At 42.5% G+C, this 23,777-nt stretch carries 2 protein-coding genes and 2 pseudogenes; all 4 read left to right on the top strand.

Going from position 1 to position 23,777, the window contains the following annotated elements:
* The first annotated feature begins 1,050 nt into the window (after positions 1 to 1,050).
* Positions 1,051 to 1,788 (top strand): hypothetical protein, encoded by a 738-nt coding sequence (locus ACM0OP_RS18660; RefSeq protein ID WP_414529919.1) that lies wholly within the window; start codon positions 1,051 to 1,053, stop codon positions 1,786 to 1,788.
* A 420-nt stretch (positions 1,789 to 2,208) separates the two neighbouring features.
* Positions 2,209 to 4,245 (top strand): annotated as a pseudogene (locus ACM0OP_RS18655) (Ig-like domain-containing protein); the annotation flags it as partial.
* Positions 4,243 to 5,250: pseudogene (locus tag ACM0OP_RS18650) on the top strand (Ig-like domain-containing protein); the annotation flags it as partial. The pseudogenes ACM0OP_RS18655 and ACM0OP_RS18650, both read left to right, overlap by 3 nt.
* Before the next feature lie 366 nt (positions 5,251 to 5,616).
* The coding region (locus ACM0OP_RS18645) for a putative Ig domain-containing protein (RefSeq protein WP_414529920.1) at positions 5,617 to 23,777 on the top strand (18,161 nt) is incomplete at its 3' end.

Genomic DNA, 23,777 nt, shown 5'->3' with positions numbered 1-23,777 from the left:
GGAGTAGGGAGTAGGGAGTAGGGAGTAGGGAGTAGGGAGTAGGGTAAAAGCCTTTTGGTGTCTAAGTTTGATTATCCGTTTATGTCCTAACCTCCTTGGCGGTTGCTATATAACTTGTGGCAAATTTATATTCGTCAGTTAGTTCAATACCTTTATAGGCAGTGGGAGGATTTAGGATTCCCCTGCCAAAGGGGTTTCAAGCCCTTAAATTTATGTATGCCTAAAAGTAAAAAAATATTTATAGGACTTACGCACACTCTACGAGTTCTTGGCGTTCTTCTCCCTTTGGGAGCTATCCATTACCCGAATCTTTCTTAACATTTGCGAGAGCGATACCTGCGGCGGGCTACGCCATCGCTCACCGAATCGCAAAGCCTTAAACCTACGTTGTCCATTCTCAATAAAAGTGGGTTTCTAGCAATAACATCAAAGGCTAATTTGTCAAGTCCGTAATAAATTTCAATCCTTATGACCCTTGTAAAATAAAGGTTTCAAGATTGTTAAGAATTTTGTGGGTAATGGATAGCTTTGGGAGAAGGGGAGACGCTACGCGGTAAGCGGAGCTATGCCGTTGGCGGAGCCTCTCGGCGAGAAGGCTTTAGGCGACTTGGCGACTTGATAAATTAAGCTTTTCGGCAATTTTTGCGTAAGTCCTAATTTATTTCAAGCGCTTGGGGGGCTACAAGAAATAATACCTCCTGGCTTTACCCCTTACCCCTACATTTATGTATGCAGTCTTCCTCTCTGCCCCCTGCACCTTTACCTCTTCTATTACTCCTTCGTTTTCTAAAATTTGAACTATTAGAGATAGTTCTTTGCTACGTATACATAGAAAGATATTTGAACCATTTTACGCATATTTTCGTATGTACAAATGCGAAGAGAAGGAGTATAAACTTATAGGTGGCTGTACACAAACATTGACAATAGTCTGTTATGTCTAAAGATAGATTAACCAATAAGGCTATCTGTAGCAAATTTTATCAAAAGCAACGCCACCGCCACCGCAAATACTCATAATTTTAAGTACATCGTTATCAGCAAAGCATCATGAGCCAAACCTTAATCACGCAAGAGTTCGGGATTATCATAGCTGCCAAAAATCATAAACCAACAATACTCAATCCAGATTTTCTCAAATATAGTGGCATTGTCCCGGCTGAATGGGAACTGGCTCGTCAACCGATATATACTCCAAGCGTCTCCCAAGTTGCTTTCACCAACGGCATCGCTATAGTAGCTGAACCAACGCGAATCATATTTATAGAAGCTATTGAAGATAAAACCGCAAAAGACATCACAATTGCTGACATTGCTAAAAAATATGTTCAGACATTGCCCCATGTAGAGTATGAAGCTGTAGGTCTTAATCCCAGAAGCTACATCACATTTGACCAACAGCAAGATACATCTCACCAGTATTTGTCAGAAAAACTACTCTCTCCAGGCGATTGGCAAGAAATTGGGACTACACCTGTACGAGCCACACTCAACTTAGCTTACACCTTGGAGCGCTGCCCATTTTACCTGACTATCAGTGAAGCAGCATTACAAAATCCAGACGAAACAAGTATCCCAATTGTATTGTTCAATGGGAGTTTTAGTTATCAAATAATTGGCGAAACCGTACCAGAACGCCTCATAAATTTACATCAAATTATTGATAATTGGCAAGCCGATTTATTAACTTACCAAGACATGATCCGCAGCAAGTTTCTTCCTCAAATCCCTTTGAACACAACTGTAGTTCCAGATCTATTTTCAATGAATGCTAGTGCATTAGCCTAGTGAAAGAAGGTAGAAAGGAAGAAACCGTCGTGAATAGTCAGCTTTTTAGCCTTTAAAAACTGGATAGTTATTTCTGCAATGCTGTACTAAAAAGACTTGGAAAAATTCATGTATGTTGAGTTTTGTGGAAACCGTTAAATGCCCTATTCATAAGGTATTTATTTAATTTACATTTCCTGACATAAGTTTTTTTGATTCCAACTTACTTAGAGTTCTTGCATAAATCGCATTTATCGGCGTTTAATTATTCTTTTTTGGTACTTTTGCCAAATATCTCCTAATTCAAAAAAAGTAATTGCCGTCAATATTGGGCTTGAATCTCTGAAAGAGTGACATCCTCTAAACGCCAACAAAAAAGGCTGAGTTTTTCAAAAATAAACCAAAAACAATCAACAATTAACTACTGACAAGGGGTTAGTCATGGGGAGTTCTGAAATTGGCACAAACAACAGTGGTTTAATGCCACCATCTCTACTAGAAAGTGCATCTTTAGATGCATTGCTAGATGATAATTCTGGCTTAACCCAATTACAAAAAGCATTTAAATCCTCTCCCAGTAGTTCAGACCCCATCAATTCCGAATTAGAAAAACTCTATCCTTCAAATAACCCTGCGAAACCTAGCGATAATCAACAGTCGAAATCAAATCAAATTGCTAACTACACCCCTTCAAATGGGATTTTCGATAATGGACTATCAATTACCCCAGCAGTTGTCGCCAAAACTACTCCTCTATTAAAAACCAGCAATAATAATCAAAAATCTTCTTCAACTCAAAGCATAGATTCACTCACAGGTAATACAGATTCTACCCCTCTAGTTGGCGCAAACAACCAAAGCCCCCTCATAAGCGCCAATTCTGTCTCTGCACCCCTAAATGTTCAAACTCAACAAAATACCAGCCAGACTTCCATCCTCCCCTTTGCCATTCGGACAGATGGCACCATTAGCATCAATGCTGGTGGGGATTTTGACGGCGTACCAACAGACCTCACCGACGATGCCCTAATTTACGCTGCCAAAGGATTTACAATTAACGGCAATCCCACATTACCCGTACAAAGAGATGCTCAGGGGAACCCTATTCAAGATTCAAACGGCAAACTAATACTCGTAGATAGAGCCGTCACCGTAGCATCAGGATATACCACCATCAACGGGTCAAATAATCAATATGGCAATTTAATTCCCCCACAAGTAGTGGCACAGCAGACAATCACAGTGCCAGCTTATGTAGACATCAAACAACTTGAACTCAACCGCAGAATCCCCGCAGGCACAGCCACCGTCACTTTCAACAGTTCCCAAAACCCCATCAACAACCTTAACGATTGGAATACTAAATTCCCTTCACCCGGTACAGCAAGTAATCCAAAAGTTGTCAGAGTCACAGGTGGTGGACTCAACATCCCTGCAAACATTAGTTTAAACAACTACGTCATTACCGTTGACCAAGGGGACATCAACTTTAATGGCAACGGACACAACCTTAATAATGTTGTCTTAGTTACTAATAACGGTAACATCAATCTGTCCAACGTCCAGTCCAACGATTTATCCGTCTTTGCTTCTGGTTCTATTAACATGAACGCTGGAGCTAGATTTGCGGGTTACACCACAATAGCCAATGGTAGCAGTGGCAGCAATATTACCTTTAACGGCGCTACCACAAGTACGAACACCAGCGACAATCTCCGGGTAATATCTGCGGGAGATATTACATACAATAGTGCATCTAATACGCGTGGTTCCTTTTTGAGCATCAAAAACTTTATTTTTAACGGCAGTTCCACATTGTATGGGGAAATCGGTGCTAAAGGCAACATTATCTTTAACGGTAGTGCCACCGTTATCGGTGCAAACATCAGTTCTGCCGATACAACTCCACCTGCAATTACCGCCAATTTAGCTAACGATACAGCTCGTGGTGGAACAACCAATACAGATAAAATCACCTTTGATCCGCAAATCACTGGTAGTGTTACTGATGCCAGCAATATCGTAGAGTTCAAAGCCGGCTTTAACAATACCCCAACAGCGAACTATACAAACGTTCTCGCCCAACGCAATGCCGACGGTACATTCAGCTTCAGCCGCACCCAGTTAAACACTATTTACGGCAGTACCCTCCCAGATGGCACGCACACATTACACCTCGTTAGCAAAGACCAGTACAATAACCAATCTAATGTCTTTGATTTGACGTTTACCCTGGATACCGTCACACCAGCACCCTCTAATCTAGACCTGCCAGCCAGCAACGATACTGGACTTTCTAATATTGATAAGATCACCAATAAAACCACACCCACAATTACAGGTAATGCTGAAGTGGGAGCATTGGTGCAGCTATTTAATAATGGTCAATTACTTGGACAAACTACCGTTGCTAATGATAGTACTTGGCAAATTACTACAAATGCTTTAACTGATGGTACATACAATCTTACATCTGTGGCTACTGATATAGCTGGTAACGTTAGTATACCAAGTACACCACTAGAAGTCACAATTGATTCAGCATTACCGCAAATAACTCTGACTACCCCAGTTGATACTCAACCTCTGATACCAGGAGCCAGATTAACTGGTAGTGTCGATGGTACAGGTTCTCCTGTGACTGCACTGAGCTATCGGTTTGATACAAGGGCTGAGATTGCAGTACTGTTGAACGCCACGGGAGCCTTTGACCAATCTCTCGATTTGACTGGAATTAGCAATGGGGCGCATAATCTAACTATTAGTACCACGGATCTAGCTGGGAATATCAAGACTACTGAATATAATGTAACGGTTGTTATTGATCAACAAGCACCTGTTATTAGTGCTTTTTTATTGCATGATACTGCTCCTAGTGGCAATACTAACACCGATAGCATCACTTTTGACCCAACTATCAGTGGTACGGTCGTCGATGCTAACCAAATAGCTGAATTCCGCGCAGGTTTTAATGATACACAAGTTGCCAACTTCGTCAGCGTTTTAGCACAACGTCAAGCAAACGGCAGTTTCATCTTTGACCGCAGCCAATTAGAGCAAATATATGGTGGTACATTACCAGATGGTGATCAGACATTGCATCTGCAAGCAATAGACCAGTATGGGAACATTTCCAGCATTTTTGACCTGGCCTTTACCCTAGATACTACCACTCCACCACCAACTCTTAGTCTGCCTTCTGCCAGTGATAGTGGTACTAACAACAGCGACAATATTACCAAGATTAATACCCCCACAATTGTCGGAATGGCTGAAGTAGGAGCAACCATTGAACTCCAGCACAATGGTCAAATCTTGGGGCAGACAACAACCAGTAATGACGGCACTTGGCAGATTGTCACATCAGAGTTAACAGATGGAGTTTATGAACTAAACGCCACAGCCACAGATATTGCAGGCAATGTCAGTACTTCCACATCTCCCCTACAACTGACCATTGATACCACTGCACCACTAATTAGCTTAACTACTCCTGTTAACGAATCTCCTTTGCCACCAGGAGCCAGATTAATTGGCAATGTCGATGGTACCGGTTCTGCTGTGACTTCACTTACCTATCGCTTCAACAATCAGAATGAAGTCGCCATTTTCTTTGATTCCACGGGTACATTCGACCAACAACTGGATTTAACCGGACTCAGTAACGGGTCCCATGTCCTGACTATTGCCACCAGTGACACAGCAGGCAACATCACCACAACTCAATACAATGTCATTGTTAATACTGATACAATTGCACCCATAATTTCTGCATCTCTGGCTCGTGATACAGCTATTGGTGGCAGTACCAACAACGACCTCATTACCTTTGACCCTACCATCGTGGGGATGGTCTCTGATGCCAATCAAGTAGTTGAATTTCGTGCAGGTTTCGATAATACTTTAGTTGCTAACTTTGTCGATGTGACGGCACAACTGCAAGCCGATGGTAGTTTCAGCTTTAACCGTACTCAGCTAGAAACGATTTACGGAAATACCCTACCGGACGGGGTTCATACCCTACGTTTAGTTGCTGGAGATGAATTTGGCAATCAATCAAATATTTTTGCATTCACTTTCACCTTTGATACTACCGTACCAGCACCAATTTTCAACCTAGAAGTTGCATCTGATTCTGGGACGGTTGGTGATTTGAAAACTAAGTTTGATACTGTGACTTTAGTTGGTCAAACTGAAGCCAACGCTACTGTGGTCTTGTCACAAACGGGTGCAGTAAGTAGTACCGACAGCACTGGTAAATTTACTTTTACTAATGTCCAGTTAGCTATTGGTGACAATTCCTTCACGGCACAAGTTACTGATATTGCCGGCAACCAAAACACTTACTCGACAACGATTAAACGCCTCAGTCCGCCTACGGCAATTAATTTGGCTGGTAATACGGTAGCAGAAAGTAGTACAACGGGAACAGTTATTGGTCTACTGGTCAGTATTGATCCTGATACAACAGATAGCCACACTTATACCTTGGTAGATGATGCTTTTGGACGTTTCCGCATTGTCGGTAATGAGTTGCAAGTAGCTGAGGGAACACTGCTGGACTTTGAAACTAACACCCAGCACTCGATTACAGTCAAGAGTACCGATGCTAGCGGCTTGAGTTTGATTGAGGTGTTTAATATTAGTGTTACTAATGTTAATGAAGCACCCAGTTTTACTACTGCACCAACTAATACCAGCATAGAATCTGGTAGTACTTTCATTTACAATATCCTCACCGCTGACCCTGATGTAGGAGACACACGCATCATTACCGCCAGTGGGATGCCTAGTTGGTTGAACTTAGTTGATAATGGGAACGGTAGTGCCACTTTGCAAGGAACTCCCACCGCGAATCAACTGGGTCTATTTAACTTGACGCTGACAGTACAAGATGCGGGTGGATTGAGTGCTACACAAAATGTTCTTCTTGGGAGTCAAATCAGTCTCACAGAAGGAACTAACTTTGCTGCTGTGCGGGAACTACCACTCTTAATTCCCGCAAATCCTTCTATTCTGACCTTTAAGATTGACAAGAGCTTTGATACTAGCGATACAGACTCGATTAATGATGCTTTAGAAGTGGCATTAGTCGATACCACAAATGGTACTTCTCTGGTACACACTGTTGCTACTGGTCGGGATGCCTTTTTTAACTGGACTGAAGGTGAGTCAGTAATTTTGGGGGCTGGAGCAACTTACAATGCTGCGAACGGCACGGTTAGCTTAAACTTAACTGGCATCAAAGCAGGTACAACTGCCACTTTAGTGTTCCGCCTAGTGAATAACGACAGCGACACCACTACCAGCGTCAGCATTACAGACCTTACCATAAATCCCGCACCTGCGGATACGCAACCTCCTGTACAAGGGAATTTTGGCTCGTCTACATCCTCCAATATAGGAGAAACTCTTAATTTCAACCTCTTGAGTGATGTCTCGCAGAGTTTTAATGCCGAGTACCACCGCACCGGCTTTAACGCAGACGCTCACCTATTGTATGCAGACATAATGGTACGCAACATCGGTTCCTACAGTGTCGATGCTCCCCTAATTGTTGCAGTTAATCACATCAGTGACCCCACCATTGTGGTACGCAATCCTGATGGTTTCACGCCCGATGGTTTACCTTACTATGATTTGAGCCAACTGGTCAGTGATCAGAAACTTGACCCCAATGAACAAACTCAGCAGCGTTCTTTGATATTCTACAACCCCCAAGGAATGCAGTTTACTTATGATTTGGTGATGCTGGCTCAGTTAAATCAAGCACCAGTTATTCAAACTCAAGCAAACAAAGAAGTAATTGGTGGTCAGTTCTATAGCTATGATGTCAATGCTACTGACCCCAACGGCGATTCTTTGACTTATAAATTGCTGGCATCTCCAGATGGTATGACCATTAACCAAACAACTGGTTTAATTGGTTGGAACACGGCAACCACCAATACAGGTAATCAAATAATTAGTTTAGAAGTGAGCGATGGTCGTGGTGGTATAGTCAAACAGGATTATACCCTGAGTGTGATTACGCCCCCGCCCAATCGTCCGCCTATATTTGTAACTAATCCTGTAGTGCAGGCTTATATCAATCAGCAATATAGTTATGATTCTACGGCGGTTGACCCTGATAATGACACGGTTAGTTACAGTGTCGTGATTGGTCCTGATGGACTCAAGATTGACCCCACTACAGGTCAGGTGCAGTGGACAGCACCGCCGGCATTGATTTTGGGTGATACGGTAATTGGGCAAGTATCCGTAGCCGGACAGAATCAAGAATTTATTTTTGCGGGTCAAGCGGGTCAACGGATTTATTTTGATCCAATTCAGTATACGGGCAATCGTGGTGATTGGAAGTTCCAAGTTTATAGTCCGACTGGTCGCCTTGTAGTGGATACCTATCTTGCCTATTATGATAATCAACTGATTACGCTAAATGAAGACGGTAATTACAAGATTGTCGTTGACCCCCAAGGCGCAACTACTGGTTCCTATGGTTTTAGTGTAATTAATCCGGCATTGCTACCGATTCAGCCCTTTGATAGAGTTGTTAATGATAGGCTCAACCCCGGTCCTGCGGATCTGGTCTATCGCTTTAATGCAACAAAAGGACAGAAGCTTTATTTCGACTATCTCTCCCGTGTAGATGGTTCTCTGGATTGGGCGATTTATGATCCGCGTAATGTCGCTGTTGCTTCTAATGGTAACTTTGATGATATTGAGTATGATGTCCAAACTTCAGGAGAATATATTCTTGCGGTGCGGGGCAAAGGTGCTTTTAATGAGGTCAATTCTTTCTCCTTTAATATCATTGATTCATCTCTACCAACTACGCCTTACACCATCGGTTCCACAGCTAGTGGCACAATCGCTAAAAAAGGTGAGCAAGATTCCTATACATTTACGGGTACAGCAGGACAGCAATTATTTTATGACACATTAAACAGTACTAACTATTTCCCAATCACTGTCTATGACCCGGCTGGTAGACAGATTGATAGTTTTGACAGTCGCAGCGACCGAGGACCAAACACACCACTATTTTTAGGGATGAGTGGCACTTATAAGGTTACAGTTGATGGTTCTGGTGAAGGGACAGGAGATTACAAGTTCCGCTTCCTAGAGCGAGCCGCTGCTACACCTGTAAATTTGGATACAGATATTAATGGTGCATTTGCTGACAAACTCCAAACTGATTCCTACAGTTTTGAGATTCCCACCACTCCACTCACTCCTACACCAAATGGAAAGCAATACATTTACATTGATGGACAGGCAGGTGACTATTACAACCGTTACAACATCTATGATGCTGCTGGTAGGAATGTTAGTAGTAACTACATATATGATGATCGAGAACTATATCTAGATGCTGGTAAGTATTGGCTAACTCTAAGTGGAAATGGGGTGGCGAATAATAACTATAAAGTGCGGATTATCACTGCATCATTGACAACTACGGCAATGAATCTTGGTGATACGGTCAGTGGCACAATTACCAAAAAAGGTGAGCAGGATTCCTATACCTTTACGGGTACAGCAGGACAGCAGTTATTTTATGACACATTAAACAATACTAACTATTTCTCCATCACTGTCTATGACCCGGCTGGTAGACAGATTAATAGTTTTGGCAGTTGGAGCGATAGAGGACCAGACACGCCACTATTTTTAGGGATGAGTGGCACTTATAAGGTTACAGTTGATGGTTCTGGTGAAGGGACAGGAGATTACAAGTTCCGCTTCCTAGAGCGAGCCGCTGCTACACCTGTAAATTTGGATACAGATATTAATGGTGCATTTGCTGACAAACTCCAAACTGATTCCTACAGTTTTGAGATTCCCACCACTCCACTCACTCCTACACCAAATGGAAAGCAATACATTTACATTGATGGACAGGCAGGTGACTATTACAACCGTTACAACATCTATGATGCTGCTGGTAGGAATGTTAGTAGTAACTACATATATGATGATCGAGAACTATATCTAGATGCTGGTAAGTATTGGCTAACTCTAAGTGGAAATGGGGTGGCGAATAATAACTATAAAGTGCGGATTATCACTGCATCATTGACAACTACGGCAATGAATCTTGGTGATACGGTCAGTGGCACAATTACCAAAAAAGGTGAGCAGGATTCCTTCACATTTACGGGTACGGCCGGACAGCAGTTATTTTATGACACATTAAACAGTACTAACTATTTCCCAATCACTGTCTATGACCCGGCTGGTAGACAGATTGATAGTTTTGACAGTCGCAGCGACCGAGGACCAAACACACCACTATTTTTAGGGATGAGTGGCACTTATAAGGTTACAGTTGATGGTTCTGGTGAAGGGACAGGAGATTACAAGTTCCGCTTCCTAGAGCGAGCCGCTGCTACACCTGTAAATTTGGATACTCCGATTACGGGAAATTTTGATTCAGCATTGAATAATCTGGATGCCAAATCTTACAGCTTTGTGATTCCCACAGTGCCTGTAACTGCAAGTCCAAACGGCAAACAATACATTTACATTGATGGAACAGGTGGTAATGCTTACAACCGTTATAACATCTACAACGAGGCTGGGGTAAATGTTGCTAATGCGTATGTCTATGAAGACCGCGAACTCTATTTAGATGCTGGCAATTATTGGCTAAAGCTAAATGGGACTGGTGCCACTGATTCTAGCTTTAATGTGCGGATTATCACCGCACCCTTGACAACTACGGCAATGAATCTTGGTGATACGGTTAGTGGCACAATTACCAAAAAAGGTGAGCAGGATTCCTTTACCTTTACGGGGACAGCAGGACAGCAGTTATTTTATGATGCGCTTGAGGCTACTAACCGTTTCCAGTATTCTATATATGACCCTGCGGGCAGAAAAGTATTAGATTCAGCCGACAGCCGGAGCGATCGCCGACCTCAAGATGGTCTAACATTGAGCATGAATGGTACTTATAAGGTCACGATTGACGGCTCTGGTGAAGGTACAGGAGATTATAAATTCCGCTTCCTCGATCGCAATAATGCCCCAGTCGCTACTATCGGTGGCAGTGCTTTGACAGGTAATTTCGATGAAATGGGTATTGGTAGTACCTCCTATCGCTTCAATGTGACAGGCAACCAAACCATCAAGATTGATGGTCAAGGCGTTGGACAGTATTACAATTACTGGATTTTGTATGGTGCCGATGGGACACAGATTACCTACGATTACGTTTACAACAGTCAAAATATCGCCTTAGATACAGGTGAATATTGGCTAGCCCTACAAGGGAATGGTGCAGCAAATACAGCTTACAGTATCAAATTAACCAATGTTTCATCTACTCCATCTACTAATCCTACCCCGATTACATACACCCTAAACAGTGTTGTCGGTGGTGCAATCTCGGCAGCAGCACCTAAGCAAATCTATTCATTCAATGCCACTGCTGGACAGGCATTGTTTTTTGATACTCAAACCGTCTCTCCTAATCTGCGTTTCAGTATTCTTACTCCCAGCGGCAGATTGCTGCGGAACAATCTAAATGTCATCAGTGACTATTCAGAAATTTTTGTCGGCGAGACTGGTACCTATCAATTATTAATTGCAGGCGTTAGTGGTGGCACTGGCAGCTACAGCTTCAAACTGGCAGATTATGCTAACGGTAGTACAACTTCCACTCCAATTACCTTTGGACAAAATGTAACTGGCAGTCTGCTAACCAATGGTAGAGAGGAAAAATTCTATCGCTTTACTGCTGCTGCAAATCAATATCTGTACATCGATCCCATATCTGGAGACGCTTCAAACTCATGGACTATCTATTCACCAAACGGCGTAAACCTTAGCTCTGGCAATCTCACTCAAAGCAAAGAGTTTTTCTTACCTGATGCTGGCGAATATACCTTGGTAATTTTGGGTAAAGGGTCTGCCAATAATAGCTTCAACCTTAAACTGCTAACTCCCAGCCAAGATACTACCGCTCTCGCCATTGGTACATCTGTAAGTGGGAATATTTCTACCAAAGGAGAAAAGGACAATTATACCTTTAGCGGTACAGCAGGACAGAGATTGTACTTAGATGTGTTAAACCCACAGCCGAGTGTTAACGGGAATAGAATCCTCATAACCAGTCCTACAGGCGTAAACTATCTCAATTACGACCTAATCTATAACGATCAAAACTACTTAGACCCAATCACCCTAAAAGAAACAGGTACTTACAAAATCACCGTCGATTTTGATGCCGCCCAGACAGGAATTTACGGCTTTAACCTGTTGAACATGGATGTCCAGACTACCAATGCTCTGTTTGAGACGGTTACAGGTGGTACTCTTGCCCCTCAAGAGAGCGTTCTCTATAAGTTTAATGGACTAGCAGGGCAGCGGATATATATGGATTCCCTAGTTAATCCAGGGAATGTATATTGGACATTGTTTAACTCCAGCAATCAAAGGATAATGGATAGTGCGGCCAGAGATGATCGAGAAGTCACCCTAGCTGCTGATGATATCTATACATTGGTATTTAGAAGCTATGAATCTACTGCTAAAACCTACTCCTTCAAGCTGATTCAACCACCAACTAACGCAACAATTCCCATCTCAGTTGGCACTAATACTGCGCCCAATGTCGTCAATGGTAATATTACAGTTAAAGGAGAGGTTGACACCTATAGTTTTTCTGGTACTGCTGGGCAAAGATTGTATCTTGATGTCTTAAACAGAATCGGTAATTACGAACAAGGAATCTATATAGATAGTCCAACGGGTGTGCGGTATCTGAGTTACGACCTTATTTACAACGAAGGCAATTATTTAGAACCCATTACCTTAAAAGAAACTGGCACTTACAAAGTCACAGTTGATTATGGTGGTGAGTTGACTGGTGCTTATGGTTTCAGTTTAATGGATATGGATAATGCAGCACCTTTAACCTTCAATACTATTGTTAATGGTGCTTCAACTACAGGTATCATTACTGACACACTCTTAACAGGACAAGAAACTCGTTTCTATAAATTCACTGGCACGGCAGGAACAAAGCTGTACATGGATTCCTTAGTCAATCCAGGGAATGTATATTGGACATTGTTTAATTCCAGTAACCAAAGGGTAATGGATAATGTCGCCAGGAATGATCAAGAAATAATCCTGTCCGATGATACTTATATATTAGCCATTAGAGGTTATGAAAATACTGCTAAGACATACACCTTTAATCTCATTCTGCCGCCTACATCCGCTCCTACGCCAATTAGTATAGGTAATAATGCTGCTCCTAATCCAGTATCTGGCAATGTGATTGTCAAAGGACAGAATGATGTCTATACATTCATGGGTACAACAGGACAGAGATTGTATCTTGATATACTGAATCGGACTGCTAACTATAGCAACAACGTCTACATAGATAGTCCTACGGGTGTGCGGTATCTGAGTTACGAATTTTATTACAACGAAAGCTATTTAGAACCCATTACCTTAAAAGAAACTGGCACTTACAAAGCCACAGTTGATTATGGTGGTGAACAGTTGGGAACCTATGGCTTTAGCTTGATGGATTTAGATCAGGCAGCACCTTTAACCTTTGGTGCTACGTCCCTAGATACGGGGATAATCACTGATACTTTACTTAGTGGACAAGAAGCACGCTTCTACAAATTTACAGGCACTGATGGGGAAAAATTATTCTTTGATTCACTCCAAAATGCAGGTGCTGTTAATTGGATGTTGTTTGATTCTAGTAACCGAAGAATATTTGAAGTTAACGCTGTGTCGGATCAAGAACTAACCCTCAAGGACGACACCTATGTATTGGCAATTAGGGGCTATGACAGTACTCCAAACAAAGCTTACAAATTTAAACTAGTTAAACCCACTCAGCCAATTACTAATTATACCGTAGGCACTACGATCAATGGTTCAATCACCAGACCGGGACAAAATGATAGCTATAAATTTGAAGGTAAAGCAGGACAACGGCTGTTCTTTGACTCGCTCTCTGGTGGGTCTAATTTCTTTGCCTCATTGTATGCACCAAGCGGCAAATTAGTTTCTGATGGCTCTAGTGGCTTTTCTAATTGGGATATTCGCAACAATAAGATCAATAATATCCTCGATGAAAATGGCATTTACACATTAGTAATTGACCCCAGTGGCGATAGGATTGGTGACTACAGCTTGAGGTTATTAGAATATGCCAATGCCGCTTCTACGAGTGCTTCTCAAGCTATACCAATTGCTCTAAATACAGATATTGCTGGTAAGTATGATGATCCTCAAGGATTAAAATCTAATCTCTATAAATTTACTGCATCCGCAGGACAGACAATTTTTGTGGATGTCACCGCAGGCACTTATCCTAATGGCTACTCAGTTTTCTTGCCCAATGGCGAATTTATCTCTGGTCAAAATGGAATTCCTTTAGGTCAGAACTATACCAGCAGAAGCATAGTCCTGCCATTTACAGGCGATTACACAATTGAATTTTATGGCACTGGCAACTACAGCAATACTTCTGCCTATGATTCTCGCAATGATTACAGTTTCCAACTATTAACACCCGACAACATCATTTCTAATTACACATTAGGAACATCGGTCAACACCTCGATTAGTAATAAAGGAGAAGTTGATACTTACAAATTCACAGGTACAATTGGACAAAAATTGTACTTTGATTATGTAGTTGCGCCTGCAAATGAGAGGCTGAAATTCTATAGTCCAACAGGAGTGCTGTTGAATGAAAGATTTTTGAACAGCGGCGACTTTTTACCAGAAACCTTAAAAGAAAATGGTACTTATCGGATTGAGATTTCTGGTGATAACGGGACAATAGGAGCTTATGGCTTTACCTTGAGCGATCGCAATAGTGTATCTATCCCAGCAATCACTCTCGGCACTGTTATTACAGATACAGTAAATGGCAACAACACCAATCTCTACAGAATCAACGGTACTCAAGGACAAATCCTCAACTTCGATTTAGCTGCTACCAGTTGGACAGGCGCAAATTGGGTACTTTATGACCCCACAGGTGTAGCAATTGCCTCTCCTTCTGCATCAACCCCCGACTTTAAGGTCACTTTGCCATCAACAGGATTATTCACTCTTGCAATTAATGGAGTGAATGCCGTCAACCTGAATTATAATTTCACAGTTACCAATCTTGCATCTGCACCCATAACGAATAGTGGCTTAAATACATTACAAAGTGGAACCTTAACTGCAAATACACCAGTTGATTATACCTTTGCCGCCACAGCAGGAACGCAGATATTCTATGATGGGCAATATGACAGTACCAACGGAGCTATTCGAGGCAGGATTTATAACCCAAGTGGAGTGATAATTGCTGACAACTTGGATATGCGCTATGATCTAGCACCAATTTTACTGAAAGAGACAGGTAATTACAAATTCCAGACTTATAGTTACTACGGCAACATAACAGGTAATTACAAATACAACCTCTTAGAAATGCCTAATAGTTTCCGTTCACCTGCGGCAACTTATTTAACCTTCAATGGAATAGAAACAGGCACACTCAATACTGGAGAAGCGAAGGTATTCACCTTCCAGAACTTTGTGGGTACGAAAGTTTTATTCAATGGCATGGTTGGAGATGGAGTCAATGCTTATCTCTACGACCCCAGCGGCAATGTGGTAATGAACTTTGGCAACTTCCGCTACATTGATTCTACCCAATATGTATTGACACAAGAAGGTTTATACCATTTAGCGATCGCAGGCGACCCAGGCGCAAATCGCAGCTATAGCTTCCAAATGCTAGACGCGAGCAGCGCACCTTTAGTGGAATACAACCTGCCAACTACAGGGTCATTAGACAATGGACAGAAGGATGTCTTTTACAAAATCAATGCTATCGCCGGAAAGCGATTGTACTTTGATAACCTATCAGCTACCAGCACCACAGATATTAACCGATTCACTTGGGGACTCTATGCACCCCATGGTAGTTATGTAAATAGTACCAACAGCTATATTTACAATGATTTTCAATACGACTTCACAAATAGCGGCGAATACACCCTCATCATTAGAGGACAAGCCGTAACCGACAAATTAGACTATAAATTCCGAGTCGTACAAACAGATATCAACAACACCAGAGACATCATCACCCCCGGTGTAGGCAAGAGCAATGCCACAGCCGACGACGGTTCCCTAGCAACAGTAGCCGTGAAACTGCAAGCAAAAGATGGTAAAGGCGGCAGTGCTTTCCAAGACTACAACATTAAACTATTTGCCGACCCCGACAACGCCAACCCCGTAATCACCAGCACACCCGACACCAAATACAGTCTAGCAGAAGATGGCTATCGCTACACAGTCACTGCCCTAGACCCAGACAGCGACCCTTTAGTATATCGCTTAGTTAATTCTCCCGTTGGGGCAATTATCAACAGAGATACAGGAGAACTATTGTGGTTCCCAGAAACTACCGTCATCTCAGGTAGCAAAGCCAACTTCACAGTCGAAGTATCCGACCGCAGAGGTGGTAAAGATACTCAAACTTTCACACTGGATGTATACAGTCAACTTGGCAAAATCCAAGGTGCGGTATTTGATGACTTGAATGGAAATGGATTACTGGATTCCAAGCTGATCAAGGGTACAAATCCTGCCGTAATTATTGCCTTTGATGTGTCAGGAAGTACCGAAGCCCCATTTTACGGGTCCCGCAACTTTCCGAATGTAAAAGTTGTTAAAGATGCCGAAGTTGCCGCTATCAAAGAACTGGCAAAAGCAATCATCGCCCAAAGTCAAGGCAACAACGTCAAGATTGGGTTGATTACATTTGTTGCTGGCGGCACAATTGAAGACATGGATTTATCAGCCCCAGGATTGCAGGAATACACCACTGCATTGTTGGATAGCAACAATAATGGTATCACCAACCTCAACGAAGTTTTAGGACAGCAAATCTTCGCCGACAACAAATTCTATCCACCAGGCAGAAGTGGATTTGATGCCGCACTGTCCACAATTCGCACATTATTACAAGCATATAGCGGCACACCAAACCTCATCTTCATGTCCGACGGTTATGGACAGCTTGACCCAATTCTCGCAGCTAATGTTGCCAATGACATTAAAACAGGATTTGGAGATCCCACCCGCGCAGGTAATGTGACTGCATTAGCTATCGGTGAAGCATCAACTTTAGATACCCTCAAAGAAATCGATCCAAATGCGATTAGACTCAAAGACATTGAATCTTTGACTACATTGTTTAGCGGATTAGATGAAAACTACAATTTAGAACCGTTTAAAGAAAATGTCAGTGTTTATCTGGATTTAAACAATAACGCAGTTTACGATCCAAACGAACCAATTCAAAAGACCAAACGTGGGTTTGCACCGAATAGTTTAGATAAAACTAGTTATTACTACACCTTTGACAACTTGGTACCAGGGGATTATCGTGTCCGGATTCTGCCACCAGCAGGTTATAAAATTACCACAAATTATAATTTAACCACGGGCAGCTACGATCCCGCCACGGATCAAGGCAATGGCATCTTGCATCGCGTAACTACAGCAGGTGAAAGTTTTGTTGATTTCTTTGGTGTAAACCAGGTTACAGCACCACCTAACAGCGATCCCAAATTTGTTACTACACCCCTAGCAATCACCCAGCTTAAAAGTGGTGAACTGCTCAAATACAATGCCAAAGCCACCGATGTCGATACTGATACTTTGACTTTTGACCTAGTACTAGCACCCGACGGTATGGCAGTAGATGCCAATGGCACAGTCATCTGGAATCCCACCAAAAAACAAATCGCTGACTACTACGCCAAACTTGATGCAGATAACCAGTTCCTGATCAATTTTGGTAGACCAGAGGCAGTCAAACCTACCGTCACCTTTGATGCCCTACTGCGAGTCAGAGATGGACAAGGGGGACAAGATATTCAGTATATCAAAGTAGAATTACTTCGTGACAACACACCGCCCGTATTTACCTCCACCACACCAACAGCTAACCCCCAAGTAGGGAAAACCTTCCGCTACCAAGCAACTGCAATAGATCCTGATAGTGACACTTTCACCTACTCACTACTCACAGGCACACCTAGTGGCATAACCATTAACTCCACCACCGGTTTAGTCACCTGGACACCAACAACTGCTCAACTAGGAACCCAAGAATTCTCCATTCTCCTCACAGACAGCAAAGGTGGAAAAGCATTACAGAAAGTAAATCTAACCGTTAACCCGGCTGCACCAAATCTTGCCCCCGTCATTACTTCCACACCACGGACTCAAACCAGATTAGGTAATAGCTACTACTACAGAGTTGAAGCCACCGACCCAGATGGAGATATCTTAACTTACAGCTTACAGACCGCGCCTACAGGTATGACCATTACAGATGATGGTACCATCATCTGGACACCGAATGCCGCTCAATTTGGTAATCATTCAGTAGCAATCAAAGTCAGTGATAGTAGTTCTACTTCTACTCAAAGCTTTAACCTCAACGTAAGTAATACTGCTGCTAATTATCCACCCAGTATTACCTCTGCACCCAACTTAATTACAAACATCGACCGGACCTATGAGTATAATCTCACAGGTAGCGACCCAGATAATGATTTGCTGTTGTGGAGTTTAGATGCAGCCCCATCTGGTATGGTGATTGATGAACAATCTGGAACTCTGCGTTGGCAACCTCAGAAAGACCAAATTGGCGAACATAATGTTAAAGTGCGATTAACTGATACTGGGGGTAGTTTTGTCGGTCAAGAATTTACACTGACTGTCACAGGAACTAATATCCCTGCTGCCATTGTCTCAAATCCCATCACCAGAGCCGCACAAAATCAACTTTATACCTACACCGTAGTTGCAACTGACCCAGAAAACGACCAATTTACCTTCAGCTTAGGTCGTAAGCCTACAGGAATGACCATTGATGACAACGGTACAATTCAGTGGATTCCCTTACCTAATCAAATTGGTTCTCAAGAGATTGAGGTTTTAGTCCGAGATAGTCAAGGTGCAGTCACCACTCAAATCTACACAATTGAGGTAGGTGCAACAGCGATTAATCATGCACCCAGTATTATTTCTACTCCGGTGTATCTAGCTGCTGTTGGTAGTGTTTACAATTATCAGGTACAAGCCACTGACTCTGATATTGGAGATAGTTTAACTTACCAGTTGCTTTCCGTACCAACGGGTATAGTAGGGATGAGTATTAACTCAACCACTGGTTTACTGACATGGAACAATCCAGTTGCGGGTAACTACAAAATAGTTGTCGGGGCAGTTGATGCGGCTGGATTAGGTGCAGCACAAGGGTTTACGTTAACTGCCAGGGTAAATAATCCCCCTGTGATTGGGTCTAATCCTGTACTCACAGCCACTCCTGGGACTGTGTACGCTTATGATATCATTGCCAGTGACGCAAATTCAGATCGTCTAACCTACACCCTCGACCAAGTATCTCGTGATTTGGGCATGACGCTGGATGCTTTGGGACGTTTAAGATGGACACCAACTGTTGGTAATGTTGGCAATCATACAGTTGTCATTACAGTAAACGATGGTAATGGCGGAAGTGGGCAACAACAGTATAACCTTTTGGTGGCTACTGATACTGAAGCGCCGAAAGTCAGGTTGATTGCTAATTATGATTTAGTTTACCTTGGAGAATCAGTAACTTTCCAGGCACGAGCAACTGATAATATCAAAGTGGCTGGTTTGCAATTACTGATTAATAATACAGCAGTGGTACTGGATGCCAACGGGATGGCACGGTACACACCAACTGTTGCAGGGACGATTATAGCTAAAGCTGTTGGCACTGACACGAATGGTAATATCGGACAAGCTACATTCAATGTATCTGTAATTGATACCAGTGATGTGAATGCTCCTGATGTTAGTCTGGATTTGGGAGATTATGCTGGTAATTTGGTGACTGCACCCATTGATATTAGGGGTAGCATCTCGGATGATGGTAGTTTGGATTATTACCGCTTGTTGGTTGCACCTGTTGCTGGTGGAGACTTCAAAGAAATTGCCTTTGTTGATAATCCGAATGCGATCGCTGATGGTGTATTAGGTAAGTTTGACCCCTCATTGTTGCAGAATGATTCGTATATTCTGCGGTTAGAAGTTGCTGATAACGGTGGTCATATTTCGTACTCAGAAGAGGTAGTTGATGTTGCTGGGGAACTGAAACTGGGCAATTTCCGGTTGTCGTTTACGGATTTGACTGTGCCGGTGACGGGGATACCGATTACTTTGACTCGGACTTACGATACCCTAACATCAAGTACCACTGATGATTTTGGTTACGGTTGGCGATTGGAATTTAGGGATACGGATTTAAGAACTTCTCTGCGGACTCCTAGTGAAGAGGAACAGTTATTAGGATACCAAAGTGCATTCAAGGATGGTACTAAGGTATACATTACCCTTCCTGGAGGTAAGCGGGAGGCGTTTACGTTTAAGCCAACCATTGACCCGATATTTGGATTGGCTGCGGCTTTTGCGGGAACGTCAGATGCACTGGTATATCGACCGAAGTTTGTTGCTGATAAGGGTGTTACCAGTACGCTGACTGTAAAGGATGCACGGATTCTTTACAAGGCTGGTACGTCGGAGTATGTGGGGCTGAATGGTGGGATAAATTATAACCCTGCTGATATCAATTTTGGTAGTGTATATGTGCTGACGACGAAGGAGGGGATTGTTTATGAGATTGATGGGGCGAGTGGAGATTTACTTACTGTTACTGATACGAATGGGAACAAGTTAACTTATACTGATGGGGGGATTTTCAGTTCTACTGGTCAGCAGGTTACTTTTGAACGGGATGCTTTGGGTCGAATTGCGACGGTTACTGACCCAATGGGTGAGTTGGTGCGGTATGAATATAACGCGAATGGAGATTTGGTGAGTGTTACTGACCGCGAGGGGAATACTACGCAGATGGAGTATGACCAAGTGCGATCTCACTACCTCGACAAAATCATCGACCCTCTGGGTAGGACTGGGTTGCGGAATGAATACGGTGATGATGGACGGTTGAAGGAAATTATTGATGTTAATGGTCAGAAGGTGGAAATGTCCTATGACCCGAATAATTCCAAACAAACTGTTAAAGATGCACGCGGCTACTCCACCACTTATGTTTACGACTCTCGCGGTAACATCTTGCAAGAAATAGATGCTCTTGGTGGTATTACAACACGCACCTATGACGACAATAATAATCTTTTGAGTGAAACAGATGCAGATGGTGTCACAACTGAATATACCTACGATAACCGCAGAAACCTGCTGACGATTGAAGATGAAGATGGCAACATTATTCGCATGACCTATAACCAAAGGGGTCAGGCAACTAACATTGTTTCACCTACAGGTTTGACGACTAGTGCCAAGTATGATGCAAGTGGCAATTTAATCGAAAGTATTGATACAGATGGGCTAAAAACAACATACACTTATAACGCACAAGGTCAACTGCGCCTTCAAACTGCACCAGACGGTCAAGTCACAGAGTTTGACTATCACAGTTCAGGGCATATTAGCCGCATGGTTGATAGCCGGGGTAATGAAGTTAAAGCTGACTATGATCTCAATGGCAGAATCAAGAAAGCAACAACCACATTCATCCTCAATGGGCAGACATATAACCAGTGGATGGATTATGAGTATGATGATAATGGTCGAACCATTGCCAGCCGAACATCCCTTGGTAATAGTCAGTCAATGAGCTATGATGTACTTGGGCGTGTTTCGTCGATGACAGATGTATTCGGCAACGTCACCTCCTACCGCTACGATTTACAAGGCACATCTAGCCAAAACAATACTTCAACCACACCAGGGTCAGTAGTCACTCGCATTGATGAAATGACGCTGCCAGATAATACACCTTTGGACAGCAGTGATAATCCAAAAGTCATTAAGAAATATGACCAAAACAATAACCTGATTGCAGAGATATCACCAACCGGGTTAGAAACACGTTATGTTTACGATAAATTGGGTCGGTTGCTGGAAACAATCATACCAGATTTAACCCCAGATAACTGGGACGACAACCCAACAGTTAAAACCGAGTATTCAGCCGCAAGTCGGATTAAAGCCCAAATTGATGTTTACGGCAATCGGGAAGAGTATTTTTATAATGATCTGGGTCAGCTAATTCGCTTAAAAGATGTTCTCACCAATGACACCACCTATACTTACAATACGGGTGGGCAAATTGAGACGATGACTGACCCTCGTAATCGCACAACCCGCTATGTTTATGATGACAAAGCGCGACTCAAGGAAGCAATTTTCTTCGATAATTCCCACTATCAAGTCACATACGACGAATTGGGACGAGTTAAGACCGAAACAAATGAACTCAATCAAACAACTACCTATGAATATGATGCTTACAGTCAGGTAAGTGCAGTCATTAATGCCCTGAATCAGCGAACAGAGTTTGAATATGACCAGCGCCGCCATCTAGTCAAAATTACTGATGCCCTTGGTCACTCTACCCGTTACAAATACGATGAATATGCCCAGCAGGTAGAAACTTTATTTAATAACGGCGATAAAGTGTCAATGGCTTATGACCAATTTGGTCGAGTCACTAGCGTTACAGATGAGAATTTAAATACCACCAAGTATACATACGATAATCTCAGTCAACTGACTCAAGTTGAACAAGCTAATCAAGCCAAAACAAAATATACCTACAATAATCTCGGTCTGTTAACACAGATTGAAGATGCCAATCAAAATATCACCCAGTATGAATATGATGACTTTTATCGCTCCACGGCAACAATTCTGCCGTTGGGTCAGCGTAATCAAACTGTTTATGATCAGTTTGGACAAGTCAGTAGTCAAAAAGATTTCAATGGCGACATCATTAACTATAGCTATGATTCCATAGGTCGTCTCCAACAAAAGGCTTTTACTGACCCCAGGGTAGCAACAGTTTCTTACACTTACGATGCAATTACATCCCAGTTGCAGACTGTGACGGATGGGCGCGGGGTAACACAGTATAATTATGACCAGAGAGATCGCTTATCTAAGATTATTCAGCCAAATCAACAATTTGTTAGCTACGGCTATGATTTGTTAGATAATGTGACATCTTTGACAACACAAGCGGGAACTACTAGCTACGGCTATGACTCACTAAATCGCTTGGATACTGTTAAAGATGGCACGCGACTCCTAGCAGATTATGATTATGACGCTGTTGGCAACTTAATTCAAACTAAATTGGCTAACAGTTCTGTTGAGTCACGGCAATATGATACACGAAATCGCTTAACCCAAGTCACAACGAAAAACGTTACTGGTACAATATTCTCAGACTTTAAATACACCCTTGATGCAGTCGGCAACCGGAAGCGAGTAGAAGAATATGGCGGTCGCAGTGTTGATTATACTTACGATTCGCTCTATCGACTAACCGAAGAAAAAATCAATGATGCCACAGCAGGGAACCGTACTTTTGGCTACTCCTATGACTTAGCAGGTAATCGTCTAAGCAAAACTGATTCCACAGAAGGTTTAACTACTTACGGTTACGATGCCAATAACCGAATATTGAATACAACAATCGGTAGCATAGTCACCAACTTTACCTACGATAATAATGGTTCCCTCAAGCAACGTAGTGATGGGACTCAAACTATCACCTACGATTGGATTAATGACGGAGAAAATCGCCTGATTGGGGTGACGAGTTCTTCTACAACTGGTACTTCTCAACAACAGTATATTTACGATGCCTTTGGTAGCCGTGTTGCCAGCATTGATGATGGGGTAAGAACTAATTACTTGGCTGCACCGATTTGGGATTTGCCCCAAGTATTAATGGAATATGACTCTACTGGGGAAATTACGACTGATTATACCCACGGTATTGGTTTAGTTAGGTCGCGTCATGATGACAGAGAAGGTTTTTATCACACCGATGGATTGGGTTCCACTAGACTAATTACTGATAATGT

It is taken from the genome of Nodularia chucula CCY0103 (genome assembly GCF_963923915.1).
In the GTDB taxonomy this organism is placed as follows: Bacteria; Cyanobacteriota; Cyanobacteriia; order Cyanobacteriales; family Nostocaceae; genus Nodularia; species Nodularia chucula.
This window is presented reverse-complemented; position numbering and strand designations above follow the sequence as displayed.

What these genes read in the sequence shown, in the direction of transcription:
- ACM0OP_RS18660 (WP_414529919.1), top strand. Translation starts at nt 1,051, where the DNA reads ATGAGCCAAACCTTAATCACGCAAGAGTTCGGGATTATCATAGCTGCC.